Annotated in this window: 14 protein-coding genes; 5 read left to right on the forward strand and 9 right to left on the reverse strand. The window is 66.0% G+C overall.

Annotation, left to right across the window (positions count from 1 at the left end; all coding sequences use genetic code 11):
* Window positions 1–2: 2 nt before the first annotated feature.
* From ACIQCM_RS10725 to ACIQCM_RS10735, 3 genes are read right to left on the reverse strand one after another with little or no spacing between them, the layout of a single operon-like run.
* Window positions 3–1,010: a tripartite tricarboxylate transporter substrate binding protein gene (locus tag ACIQCM_RS10725; protein WP_400607517.1), complete on the reverse strand. Its 1,008-nt coding sequence runs from the start codon at window positions 1,008–1,010 to the stop codon at window positions 3–5.
* Between the two features lie 46 nt (window positions 1,011–1,056).
* Entirely contained in the window at window positions 1,057–2,559 is a 1,503-nt protein-coding gene (locus ACIQCM_RS10730) for a tripartite tricarboxylate transporter permease (RefSeq protein ID WP_400607520.1), read from the reverse strand.
* A 2-nt stretch (window positions 2,560–2,561) separates the two neighbouring features.
* Entirely contained in the window at window positions 2,562–3,065 is a 504-nt protein-coding gene (locus ACIQCM_RS10735; protein ID WP_400607523.1) for a tripartite tricarboxylate transporter TctB family protein, read from the reverse strand.
* Between the two features lie 119 nt (window positions 3,066–3,184).
* Between ACIQCM_RS10735 and ACIQCM_RS10740 the strand changes: the two genes are divergently transcribed.
* On the forward strand, window positions 3,185–3,985 hold the full coding sequence (locus ACIQCM_RS10740; RefSeq protein WP_400607526.1) for an IclR family transcriptional regulator: 801 nt from the start codon (window positions 3,185–3,187) through the stop codon (window positions 3,983–3,985).
* 90 nt (window positions 3,986–4,075) lie between these two features.
* Here the strand turns inward: ACIQCM_RS10740 and ACIQCM_RS10745 are convergent, their stop codons facing one another.
* The 5 genes from ACIQCM_RS10745 to ACIQCM_RS10765 all read right to left on the reverse strand — a co-directional run bounded on the left by ACIQCM_RS10745 (window position 4,076) and on the right by ACIQCM_RS10765 (window position 9,175).
* Complete coding sequence (locus ACIQCM_RS10745; RefSeq protein ID WP_400607529.1) at window positions 4,076–4,405, reverse strand: GNAT family N-acetyltransferase; 330 nt, start codon at window positions 4,403–4,405, stop codon at window positions 4,076–4,078.
* Between the two features lie 15 nt (window positions 4,406–4,420).
* Window positions 4,421–5,770 (reverse strand): acyltransferase, encoded by a 1,350-nt coding sequence (locus tag ACIQCM_RS10750; protein WP_400607532.1) that lies wholly within the window; start codon window positions 5,768–5,770, stop codon window positions 4,421–4,423.
* Between the two features lie 85 nt (window positions 5,771–5,855).
* Window positions 5,856–6,707, reverse strand: a complete 852-nt coding sequence (locus tag ACIQCM_RS10755; protein ID WP_400607535.1) for a class II fructose-bisphosphate aldolase — start codon at window positions 6,705–6,707, stop codon at window positions 5,856–5,858.
* A gap of 24 nt (window positions 6,708–6,731) precedes the next feature.
* Window positions 6,732–7,631: an NAD(P)-dependent oxidoreductase gene (locus ACIQCM_RS10760; protein WP_400607538.1), complete on the reverse strand. Its 900-nt coding sequence runs from the start codon at window positions 7,629–7,631 to the stop codon at window positions 6,732–6,734.
* Window positions 7,632–7,642: 11 nt separating this feature from the next.
* Window positions 7,643–9,175 carry a four-carbon acid sugar kinase family protein gene (locus ACIQCM_RS10765; RefSeq protein WP_400607541.1) on the reverse strand — a complete coding sequence of 511 codons (1,533 nt, stop codon included), beginning with the start codon at window positions 9,173–9,175 and terminating at the stop codon, window positions 7,643–7,645.
* Between the two features lie 141 nt (window positions 9,176–9,316).
* Between ACIQCM_RS10765 and ACIQCM_RS10770 the strand changes: the two genes are divergently transcribed.
* The 4 genes from ACIQCM_RS10770 (at window position 9,317) to ACIQCM_RS10785 (ending at window position 11,230) form a co-directional block, all read left to right on the forward strand.
* The gene (locus tag ACIQCM_RS10770; RefSeq protein WP_400607543.1) at window positions 9,317–10,021 is read left to right on the forward strand and encodes a FadR/GntR family transcriptional regulator; all 705 of its coding nucleotides are present in this window, start codon (window positions 9,317–9,319) and stop codon (window positions 10,019–10,021) included.
* An 89-nt stretch (window positions 10,022–10,110) separates the two neighbouring features.
* Window positions 10,111–10,323, forward strand: coding sequence for a dodecin (locus tag ACIQCM_RS10775; protein ID WP_400607546.1), 213 nt, complete (start codon window positions 10,111–10,113; stop codon window positions 10,321–10,323).
* A gap of 168 nt (window positions 10,324–10,491) precedes the next feature.
* Window positions 10,492–10,758, forward strand: coding sequence for a GlsB/YeaQ/YmgE family stress response membrane protein (locus ACIQCM_RS10780; RefSeq protein ID WP_377216569.1), 267 nt, complete (start codon window positions 10,492–10,494; stop codon window positions 10,756–10,758).
* A 112-nt stretch (window positions 10,759–10,870) separates the two neighbouring features.
* Entirely contained in the window at window positions 10,871–11,230 is a 360-nt protein-coding gene (locus tag ACIQCM_RS10785) for a YtxH domain-containing protein (RefSeq protein ID WP_400607548.1), read from the forward strand.
* A gap of 145 nt (window positions 11,231–11,375) precedes the next feature.
* On the opposite strand, the gene ACIQCM_RS10790 is transcribed toward ACIQCM_RS10785, so the two are convergent.
* Entirely contained in the window at window positions 11,376–12,068 is a 693-nt protein-coding gene (locus ACIQCM_RS10790) for a class F sortase (RefSeq protein ID WP_400607550.1), read from the reverse strand.
* Window positions 12,069–12,076: the final 8 nt, after the last annotated feature.

Below are 12,076 nucleotides of genomic sequence, written 5' to 3' on the forward strand. Positions count from 1 at the left end.
GGTTAGTCGGTCTTTTGAACCAGCGGGAGGACCTTCTTGAAGTCCCCTTCCTGGGCGGCCCAGAACTGCTGGTAGTCATCGCCGTTGAGGTAGCTGGTCTGCAGGCCCAGGTCCTCCATCTTCTTGACGACGGCCGGGTCCTGGATGGCCTTCTGCAGTGCGGCTTCCAGCTTTTCGGCCACCTCGTCCGGCAGCCCGGCCGGGGCGGAGTATCCGCGTGCCGTTCCTGCTATCAGGTCATGGCCCGATTCCTTGAACGTGGGTACGTCCGGCAGGGAGGGTGCCCGCTCTTCGGACATGACCCCCAGGACGCGTGCTTTGCCCTGCTTGGTAAGGTCGGTGACGTCGCTGACGTTGGCCACGAGGATATCCACGTGCCTGCCAAGGAACGCAGTGGTGGCCTGGGATGCGCCTTCAGAGAAGTGGACCGGGGCGAACTCGGAGCCCGTAGCTTCCTGGATTTGGGTCAAGGCGAAGTGCTCGCCGGTCTGCAGGCCGGTGGTGGAAGCGGTCATGGACTTGGGCTTGGCTTTGGCCGCGTCCAGAAGGTCTTTCAAAGTCTGGTACGGGCTGTCCGGCTGAACGGCGATCACGGTGGGGTCGATGACCTGCCGGCCGAGGGGCTGGAAGCTGTCCCGGGTGTACTTTGCGCCACGGCTGGGATCCAGCGGCGAGACGACCACGGACGGGGAACCGGTGGCCCCGATGGTGTAGCCGTCGGGCTTGGCGCGGGTGAGCTGGGTGTAGCCGATCTGTCCGCCGGCTCCGGGCTTGTTGATGACTTCCACGTTGGTGCCGAGTTCCTTCTCCAGGACGGGCTGGATCAGCCGGGCTGCCGTGTCCACGGCGCCGCCGGAGGAGAACGCGACGATGAGTTCGATGGACTTTCCCTTTTTCGGAAAGCCGTCGGCGGCGGAAGTGTTCGGGGAACCTGCATTGGCGCCGCAACCGGTGACTGCGATCAGGGTTGCTGCTGCGAACGCAGCTGCGATACGGGGGCGGATGGTCATGGTACTTCTCCTTTGAAGGTGCGGGTTTCTTGGGGTAGGGGGTGGATTAGGTTTCTGGGTCTTCGCTCAGCGCCTTGGGCTTGCGGAGTCTGAGCAGCGGGCTGAAGACGATGAGGAGTCCGAGGCCGATGAGGACTGCGGAGATGGGGCGGTTAAGGAAGATGCTGAAGTCACCCTGGGAGATCTCGAGCGATTCCCGCAGTGAACGTTCCATGAGGGGTCCGAGGACCAACGTGAGCACCATCGGGGCGAGGGGGATGTCCAGGTGCCGCAGTGCGAGTCCTAGAAGGCCGAAGCCGATCATGACGAAGACGTCAAAGACACTGAAGTTGATCGTGTAGGCACCAATGACCATGAAGAGCAGGATCAGGGCGGTCAGGATTGAATACGGTACCCGGAGGATGGAGGTCCACAGCCCGACCAACGGCACGTTCAGCAGCAGCAGCATCAGGTTTCCGATGAACAGGCTGGCAATGATCGCCCACGCGATGTCCGAGTTTTCCGTGAACAGGGTCGGGCCCGGGGTGAGGCCCTGCTGGAGGAAGGCTCCCATGAGGACAGCGATAGTTGGGGATGCCGGGATGCCGAGTGTGAACAGCGGGATCAGTGCAGCGTTCGCGTGGGAATTGTTGGCCGTTTCGGGCCCTGCGACGCCTTCGATGGCGCCCTTGCCCAGCTCGTTGCGGTGGCGGGAGAACTTCTTCTCGGCGCCGTAGGCCAGCAGGGAGGACACGGAGCCGGTCATGCCGGGAATGAGGCCCAGGCCGAAGCCGATGCCGGTGCCGCGGGCCATGGCCGGAGCGCTCCGGCGCCATTCCTTGCCCGTGGGGAGCAGCGAAACGAGGTTCGGGGCATGGACAGCGGGCGTCGGGGTTCCTTTTCGGTAGGAAAGAAGTTCCGAGAGCCCGAAGACACCAACGATCACGGCCACGAAGCTAACGCCGTCAAGGAGCCGGTCCATCCCAAAGGTGAAGCGCGGGGCGCCTGCAACAGGGTCAATGCCCACCATGGAAATCAGCAGGCCCAGGGCACCGGAGATCACGGCCTTGACCATCGATTTGCCCGCGAGAGCAACGAGCAGGGAGATTCCCACCACCATTAGGGCGAAGAACTCAGGAGGTCCGACGAGCAGGCCCAGCTCGCCAAGCGGTTTGGCTGCGGCGACGAGGCCGACAGTCGCGATCGTTCCACCGACGAAGGACCCGACCGCGGCGATGGTCAGGGCAGCACCTGCTTTGCCCATTTTGGTCATGGCATAGCCATCTATGGTGGTGATCGCCGACGCAGCTTCACCGGGAGTGTTCAGAAGCACGCTGGTGATCGTTCCGCCGTAGGCGGTGCCGTAGAAGATGGCACACAGCATGATGATCGCGCCGGTGGCGTCCATGTTCAGCGTCAGGGGGATCAATAGGGCGACGCCGGCAACCGGGCCGATGCCGGGCAGTACGCCGATGAATGTGCCCAAAAGGCAGCCAGCGAAGGCGAACAGGAGGTTCTGCCAGGTCATGGCAGCGGCAAAACCGCCGAGCAGTTCGTTGAAAATGTCCACGCCTAGAGTCCGATCGTGTTCAGCAGGGGGAAGGCAGAGACCGGCAGCGCGACGTTCAGTCCGTAGTTGAAGGCGTAGAAGGCGCCGACACTTCCGGCCAGGGCGATGATGAGCGAGGAAACCCACGATCTGCGGCTGCGAAGTTTCAGGTGGTACATCAGGAAGAGGAACATGCTCAACTGGAACCCGAGCAGATCCATGACGGATGCCAGGATTGCCAGGCTCAGGACAACTGCGATCACCAGTCCCCTGTCCACGCCTGCTGACGCCTCACTCGGATGGCGCAGTTCCTGGACCAGCCAGCTAGCCGCCATCAGGGCAAGCACCGCACCCATGGCGAAGGGAAACAATCCCGGACCCGGCCCGAGGGAAGTCCACAGGCCAAGGCCCACAGAGCTCATCAGGACGTAAATCCCAACTGCCGTGAAAGCGCCGATGCCCACCAGGACTGACGGTGCGACTCTGGCCGCGCGCTGCGGTGCCCTCATCACTGACTCCGTTGTCATGAGTTCCTTCTTCGTTTCGACTCACCCTTCCATACAATGGAAGAGAATTACATACATAGAAATTGTGACAGCAGACACAACCCACTGTCAAGCGCAAGGAAATTACATAGAATGAAAGAATGACGACAGGACCTAAGAACCCAGAGGCATCGGCGGAAGAAGGGCCGAAGGCCTCCAACATGCGGTCCTTGTCCAGGGCGCTGGAGGTCTTCGCTGAACTCCAGCGTGCCGAGAGGCCGCAGCGGCTCAGTGATCTGGCCCGGGCTTGCGGCATGAGCCTGCCCACCACACTGCGCATCCTCCGTGTGCTCCAGGACTTCGGCATGGTCAGCCAGACGGACAAGTCCTACCGGGTTGGCCCCGCCGTCCTGCCCGCGGCCAGGAGCTACCTGGAAAACGATCCCCTTGTAGTCTCCTCACGCCCAATCCTGCAGCAACTGGCGACCCAGACCGGGCTCACGGCCTCCCTGTACACCCGGCTTGGCTACGAAAGAATTCTGGTGGCCCGCGTGGATGGCGAGGCACCCCTTAGGTATGACCTTCCGCTGGGCAAGCGGCTGCCGCTCACGCTCGGGGCAGCGGGCAAGATACTCCTTGCCTCCGCGTCCGCGGAGGAACTTCAGCAAGTAGCGGCCGCGGCCATAGCTGCAGGGCAAGAGGATGAATCGTTCACGGCCGACGTGTTGCGGTCCCGCCTCCCCGAGCCGGGTTCTGATTTCGCATACTCGGCTGATGAGCGTGCCACAGGCGTGCATTCCGTAGCCGTTGCCTTATCCAACAGGACGGAACTGCCCACAGAATCCATCTCGCTGACCAGTCCCGTTGAGGCTGCGAGTGAGGCCACGCTTCGGGCTGGGGTCCCGGAACTAAGGCGTGCCGCCGGCAGGTTGTCAGAACTGCTGGAAGGCTCGGTTTATTAACAGCGTCTTCCACGTAGAAGGGCCATTCTGTGTAGTCCGGCGAACGAGCGGTCCCGGCCAGGATCGGTACGGCAATCCGGCTGCGGGGCGTTACCGTTCGGGCCAATCGACGCACTGCTCATAGCCCTCGTGCTGCCGGAGGTACCCGGAGATGAACGGGCAATGCGGAATGATCCGTTTACCCGATGCCACCACGTCATCCAGGGCAAAATGGGCCAGCACTTTCGCCAGGCCGCGGCCCTCGAACCCTTCGGTGGTTTCGGTGTGGGTGAAGTCGATGTGGCCGGGAAGGTCGCGGAAGAAGGTCTTCACCGCCACCTGTCCGTCTACGCTCAGTTCGTACCGGTGCCGTGCGTCATTGCGGGCAAGGGACACACCGGCGGCAAAACGGTCGTCAGTGGACATCATGTTCTCGGTCATGGTTCGACACTGGCACTACTTCACGCCGCTGGCAATGCCTCCCCTGCCACGCCGCCGCTTCCGGTGCGCATCCCGGGCGGCCCGCGGGCGGCCCCTCCTGCCCGGTGCGTGCCGGTCGCGCAGCATCAACAGGGCCAGGGCAAAGCAGACCGCCCCGACGCCCAGCAATTCAAGCGTCAGCCCGGTCAGCGCTCCTGCCGCGGCAGGGAAGAAAACCACGACGGCGGCCCCCGCCGCACCGGCCGGCCGGAAGCCCGTGGCGGGAGACGCCGTCGTACGCTGCTCAAGGTGGCCAAACGCAGCGAGGACCGGCAGCAAGAGGAGCACCAGCGCCAGCAGCACTATAGGGCGCGCCCACCACCACTCTGCCGTGCCGGCGGCGGGCTTGGGGAACGGCGTAAGGAGAAGCAGCCCGGACATCGCTCCGAGCAGGGGCAGGTGCCACAGGTACACCGTGAGGGACCTGCTGCCGGTCACCAGCAACATCCGCCGGACGCGCGGCGCCGATCCGGCGGCGGTGAGGGCGGGGCGGGCCAACTGCATCAGGGACGCCTGCGAGATGCCCAGCAATAACAGGGTCAGGTTGGGCGGATTCAGGTTGACCAGCATGTTGTTCGAGTAGATCCCAAGCGCCGTGACCACGCCCATGACAAGGTTCGCCGCCAATGCAATCCCGGCCAGGGCCGGCCGCGGGAGCCGGGCGGCGTGGCCGTCCGCGGTAAGGAACCCCAGTTGCTGGACCGCCCACCACAGGAACAGCAGGTTGAGGTAGGCCAGCTCCGGCACCGCGCCCCGGAAACTGTCCACCGCCACCACCAAAGTGGCGAGCCCCAGGAAAGTCAGCCAGGGACTGCGGGAGTGCAGGGCGGACAGGAGGGGGATGTTCAGCTGCGCGGCGAGGTAGGCAGCCAGGAACCACAGGGGCATGGCACCGCCGGAGGCCAGCAGCTGCACCACCTGCGGGTGTACGCCCAGCAGCCCGGCCAGCCAGAAGCCCAGGAACATCGCGGCCAGCACGGCGACCGCGGGGCGGAGGAAACGGCGGAGGCGGCCGCGCACAAAGTCGGCCGCCGTGCCGCCGCGGGCCACCAGCCGTCGCCACGACTGCAGCCCGGTGATGCCGCCGGTCACGAAAAACAGCGGCATCACCATAAACACCCAGATGACCGGTTCAAACCAGTCCTGGTCCCCAAGCGTGTTTTGCGTGGTGACGGTGCCGTCCGGATGCAGGACCGGGCTGACCATCATGGCGTGCCCCACCACCACCAGCGCCAAACAGATGCAGCGGACAAGGTCGATCGCCGGATCACGGACAGGCTCCGTTCCGGGCTGCACGCTTGGCTCCGCGGGGCCGATGCCGCTCACAGCACCATTGTGCGCCCGTCCCAGGCGTTTTTGTCCCCGTCGAGGGTATGAGCGCGTTTTAGGGTATGAGCGCGTTTTAAGGTCTCTACCTGGACAAAAACGCCAAGGCCGCGGCAGCGAACGAACCCGCCGACCGGTTCCAGTGGCCCAGCAGCGCCTGGAGGTTCTCGCCGTCGGCCCGCTGCGCCGGAAGCTGCTCCTGCAGCGTTGCCAGCACGCCGGTACGCAGTTCGGTGTTGAAGTTGACCTTGCCCACATTCATCGCGGCGGCCTTCACCAGCTCCTCCGGCGGGATGCCCGAGGCGCCGTGCAGCACCAGCGGCAGCCTTGTGCGCACCGCAATGTCCTGCAGCACGTCCCAGCGCAGCTGCGGCTCGCCCTTGTACCGGCCGTGCACGTTGCCCACGGCCACGGCCAGCAGCTCCGCGCCGGAACGCGAGACAAAGTCCTCCACCTGCGCCGAATCGGTCAGGCCCGTAACCTCCACGCCTGCCTGGCCGGGTTCAAAAGCGCGGTCCTCGTCACCTGCCAGCCCGCCCAGTTCAGCTTCAAGTCCGACGGCGGGACCCAGCAGGGCACGCGCCGCACGGACCAGCGCAATATTGTCCTCATACGGCAGTGACGAGCCGTCCGCGAGGACCGCGTCCGCGCCGGCGGCCACGGCGGCGGCCATGACGCGCAGGTCGGTGGCGTGGTCCAGCTGGACGGACACCGGGACGGCGGCGGCGTCGGCCAGGCCGCGGAGGGCGGCGATGAGGCGCAGCCCGTTGGCCGTGGCCGCGGTTTTCGGGGCCACCAGCAGGATCACGCCCTGGCCGGATTCCTCGGCGGCGCTCACCACAGCCAGCGCGGTGGTGAAGTCATAGCAGGTGAAGGCCGGGACGGCGGAGCCCTGCTGCAGGGCGGAGGTGACGAGGTGGTCGAGTCGGGTTCGCATCAGAAAATGTTCCTCGGTGGGGGGTCAGGAAGTTCGTTTGGCGGGGGCGACGACCTTGATGACTGCCGAGTCATCTGCGGCGGCGAGGCCCTGGGCCTGGCCCAGCAGGTACAGCTGCTCGGCGGCTGCGGCAACGGGGGCTGCCAGGCAGGCCGCCCGGGTGGCCTTGCCGACTATGCCCATGTCCTTGACGAAGATGTCCAGGCGGGAGAGCACCTCGGCGCCGTCCTCGCTGTACGCCTCGAGGATGCGTGGGCCGCGGTTGGACAGCATGAACGAACCTGCGGCGCCGGCTTCGAGGGCGGCGAGCGTCCTGGCCTGGTCCAGTCCCAGCGCGTCGGCGAGGGCCATGGCCTCGGCGGCGGCGGCGATGTGGACGCCGCAGAGGAGCTGGTTGACGGTCTTGAGCGCCTGGCCGTCACCGGGGTTGTCGCCCACCACGGTCAGGGTGGAGGCGAGCAGTTCCAGGGCGGGGGCTGCTTTTTCGCGGGCTGCCGGGGAGGCGCCGACGACGATCAGCAGGTCGCCTTCGCCGGCGCGCTTGGGCCCGCCGGACAGCGGAGCGTCCACCAGTTCCACGCCGTATTCGGCAAGCTTTTCCACCGTGGCGGGGATGGCGTCAGTGCCCACGGTGCTGCTGAGGATGACGACGGCACCCGCCTCCAGAACGGGGGCCACGCCGTTCCCGCCGAAGAGGACGTCGTTGAGCTGCTCGCCGTTGCGGACGGCCAGCAGGACTGCGTCGGCGCCCTTGGCGGCTTCGCGGGCCGAGGCGAAGGTGGCGATGCCGGCTTCTTCGGCGAGCCTGAGCCGTGCTTCGGCGACGTCGAAACCGTGGACGGTCAGCCGACTCGCCAGGCGGGTCGCCATGGGCAGTCCCATGGCGCCGAGGCCCAGGACGCTGACGGTGTAATCGCTGGTCATGGTGTGTTCCTTCAGGATTGGAAAGTGCTGCTCAGCTTGCGCGTGACCTGGGCCAGGGACTCGTCGTCGCCCACATTCCCCGCGAACACCACGTACGGGATGCCCTTGGCGGGTCCGTCCACCGGTTCCCACAGGCTCACGATCCCGGGCAGCATGGGCCCGCGGACAATGGCACGGCGGATCTCCAGGCCGTGCGCTGCCACGTCGGAGGACGTGATGCCGCCCTTGGCGATGACGAACCGCGGCGGAAAGGTCTTCAGGGTGCGGTTCACAACGCTGACGACGGCGGCAGACACCGTGCGCGCAATCCTTAGGCTTTCGGCCGGGTCATCCGCCTTGATGAGCAGGCGGCTGGTGTGGACGATAACGTCGCCTCCGCGCAGGGCCTCGACGACCGAGTCCACCGTGCGGGCAAGGTAGGCGTCGGCTTGTTCCTCGGTCCCGGCGAGAAGCTGCTGCACGTCGATTTCGATGATGCGGGCCGCGCTGTGCTGGCCTGTGAGGACCTTCAGCTGGCGGGTGGTGACGCCCACGTGGGAACCCACCACGATGAGGCCGCCGGCCCTGGACGGGTTGTGGCCGGCATAGGCTTCCTCGCCGGTGAGCTCGGGCCGGATCTCCTGGCCAATGCGGGCGCGGCCGAACGGCGGACCCACGCGGTAGAGGAGTTTCTTGCCGCGGCGCTCGGCCTCTTCAAGGCCCAACGCGAGGGCCCGGAGGTCGTTTTCGGTGACGATGTCCGCCACGATCGGGGTGGAGTCCTTGGCGTCATCGATGGCGTCCGCGATGGCGTTGGCGGACACCGCAGGGTCTCCGTCGGTGCCGTCCGAGGCGGCTCCGGCCCGGATGACGCCCAGGTCCAGGATGATTACGGACTCTGCGGCGAACCGGCCCTGGGACTTCTCCTCCACGTATTTGGCGATCTCGGAGTTGGCGAAGCCGAACGTCGCGTCCCGGGCGAATTCGGTCTCGGCCACGGGGGTCAGGGTTCCTGCCGCCTCGCCGGTGCCGCGCATGTAGTGGACGCCGCCGATGGTGACCCGCCCGGCGTCGGGAAAGGCCGGGACCATGACCACGCCGTCGGTCGATTCTCCGCTGGCCTCGGCTACCGTGGCCGCGATGACGTCCGGCTCAAGCGGGAAGTGCCCGCGGAGGGTGGAGTCACTGCGGCTCACGAACCCCAGCTTCAGTCCGGAACCCGCGGATCCGTCCGGAGTGCCGGCGGCGAGGGCATTACGGACCACTTCCCGGTTCCGGGCTGCGGCTTCGGCCGGGTCCAGGCTGCGGGTGTTCGTGAGGACGTAGACGGCGGGGCCGCAGCCGCTCTCCGCGATGTGGGCGAAGGCCCATTCGAAGTCAGCCACTTCCCAGCTGGTGAGCACGGGAAGGTCAGCAACGGATTGGGTGCCGGTGGGGTCGTCGTCGAGCACTACCAGGACCCTGGGAGACTCGGCACCGGAGGCGGCAACGGCACTGGCCACCAGGGACGCGGGAATCCTGACCTCTGCCGGGTAGCCGGCGAGGATGTCTGCTTCAAGGGTCACAGTTCACTCCATTGTGGCGGTTTCGGGAAGGCATTATCTGTAAGATGTCTGACATCTTGCATCGGCTGCTAGTGTGGCATACGGCATAAACCGGCGCAAGCAGACCTTCATCCGGGGGCGCGCAGGCACGATGGGGGCGGCATGACAAGGAAATCCCTGGTGGGCGTGGTGGCCGACGATCTGCTGGACCGCATCATCCAGGGCGAATTCCCGCCCGGCGCCACCGTCCCGGGCGAGCACGAGCTCAGCGCCCGCCACGAGGTCAGCCGAATGACCGTCCGGGAAGCGATGAAAACGCTCCAGGCGCAGCGGATCCTCAGCGTGGAGCGCGGCCGCGGCACCTTCGTCAATCCGCTCAACCGCTGGAGTTCCCTTGAGGCGGTGCTGCGTGCGGCGTCCGAAGGCAAGAACGACGCCGACGCCGCAATCCAGCTCATTGAACTGCGCCGCATGCTGGAAACCGGCGCCTGTGAGCTGGCCGCCGCCCGTATCACAGCAGATGAAACCGGACAGCTCTTCGCCTGCGTGGAGACGATGAGGCAGGCCCACAGCGTCAACGACGTCGCCGCATTCGTGGCGGCGGACCTGGCATTCCACAACCTGATCCTGCAGGCGTCCGGAAATGTCTTCGTGTCCGTTCTGTTCGAGCCGCTGCACCGGGTCCTGGAGAAGCGCCGCACCGAAACGTCCGCGGTACCCGCTATCCAGGAGCATGCCATAGGGCATCACCAGGCCATCGCCGACGCACTGAAGTCCCGCGACGCCGCCCGGGCCCGCGAAGCCATGGACGCCCACATGCAGCAGACCCTGGACGACCTGAAGACACTGGTCCTGGACGGCAGGTAGGCGCCCCCGCTCTGGCCAGTGCCCGGAATCGCCACTAGTCTTCAAGGACGCCCGCAACCGGGATCATCGGCAATCACGAGGAGCGAAAGTTGTCCAACCGCACGTACAGCATTTCTGAAATTGTCGGCACGTCGGACCAGGGCGTGGATGACGCCGTCCGCAACGGCATCGCCCAGGCAGCCAAGACGGTCCGGAACCTTGACTGGTTCGAGGTCAAGGAGATCCGCGGGCACCTCGAAGACGGCAAAATTGCCGACTGGCAGGTGACCATCAAGATCGGATTCCGCCTCGACGAAGGCTGATCCCCGCCGCAGCAATCCGGGGCGGGACGCCCTCCCGCCACGCCCCTGACATGGACTTTTCCGCGCGCCGGGTTGGCAAATCGATAGTAAGCATGATTACTATTGAGCCAGAAGGATGAAGTGCTTCCGGAATCCGGGGGCCTCCTTTACTAGGAAGAGGAACGAAAAATGGGATTTATTGCATTTCTGATTCTCGGACTTATTGCTGGTGCCATCGCCAAGGCGATCCTGCCGGGTAGGCAGGGTGGCGGCTGGCTGATCACGCTCGTCCTGGGCGTCGTGGGAGCACTCCTCGGCGGCTGGATCGGCGGCATGATCTTCGGCAGCGGACTGCAGGAGTTCTTCTCCCTGCAGACGTGGCTGCTGGCCATCGGCGGCGCACTTATCGTGCTGTTGGTGTACGGCATGATCACCAAGCGCAGCGCGCGCGGATAACTGACGCGCACGCCAGGAAACCGGCCTGGGGGACACAATCCCCGGGCCGGTTTTCTTTACCCCGGCCATACCGGCCCGGACCGCAAAACCTCTCACGGAACAGGAGTTCAACGTGAAAAACAAGCTTCTTTTGGGCGTGGGAATCGCCACCGGCTACGTCTTGGGATCCCGCTCGGGACGCGCCGCATATGACAAGCTCAAGGCCCGTGCGGCCGGCATCTGGGACAGCCCGCCGGTGCAGGAGAAGGTCACCTCGGCCACCGACGCAATCAAGGAAAAGGCACCCGTCATGGCGGACCAGCTGACCGAGGCTGCCCGGCGCGCCGGAACGGTCCTGGGATCCGCGATGCACCGCGATGACTCCTCGGTAAAATCGGGCACCGGCACGGATGGGGACCATATCCCCGCCCACAGCACGCACCCCGAAACCACCAACCTGGGAACCTCCGCTGAGGACGGCGCCAAGCCGTAGCGGAACCAGCACCCATTGCGCAGGGCCCCGGTGTGACAACGGGGATGCGCGCGCCTTGTGCTACAACTGAACTGCCTTGCTGGCCGTCGCGATCCTTGGGGGACGCGGCGGCCAGCGACGTGTGCGGAGCATTCCGCAAGAACCGTCAGCGCCGCGGCGAGGCGGTGAGCACCACGTTCTTGCCCCACGGGTCCTGGGTGTAACAACTGATCAGGACCACCCGGTTGGGCGCCACGCTCCAAATGTCGCTGTCCTTGAGGGTGTTCTTGTCGTAGGTGGTGACCGAATCCACCACGTAGCCCAGCACGCCCTTCGCCGTTGTCACGGTAACCGGCTTGCCCACCAGCCCGGTGTCACTGAGGCGGTTGAACGGGGCGTCGCCGCCGTCCAGGCTGTGCCCCGCGATGTACGTCGTGTTCACTGAACCGCGGCCGGGCACGCCGTAGTTGGTCAGCCAGTAGGCCTCCAGCGTGAGCGGCGGGACCAGCAATCCGGACGCGAACTGGTCCTCGCTGACGGTCAGCGGCAGGACCCTGACGTCGAAGTCGGCGGCCTTGATGGACACGCGGGTAGGCGCGGCGGCCGTCGGGCCGGCGGCCTTTCGCACCGTTGCCGGCGACGGAAGTCCCGCCGACGGAGTCGCCGCGGACGGCGCAGAAGAATGTCCGACGCCGGTGCTGCCGCCGTCGCGCGCGGAACCTGCGGCGGGGTTCCCGAAGAGTCCGTCCGCGGGCGCCAGGAAGAGGGCTGCGGCAAGGGCTGCCACGCCCAGTCCGGACACGGCAAACCAGCGCCGGCGGATGGGCCGGCGCCGGTTGTCCGTGGTCCGTGATTGCACTGCGGGCT

The organism is Pseudarthrobacter sp. NPDC092439 (assembly GCF_044754945.1).
Classification (GTDB): domain Bacteria; phylum Actinomycetota; class Actinomycetes; order Actinomycetales; family Micrococcaceae; genus Arthrobacter.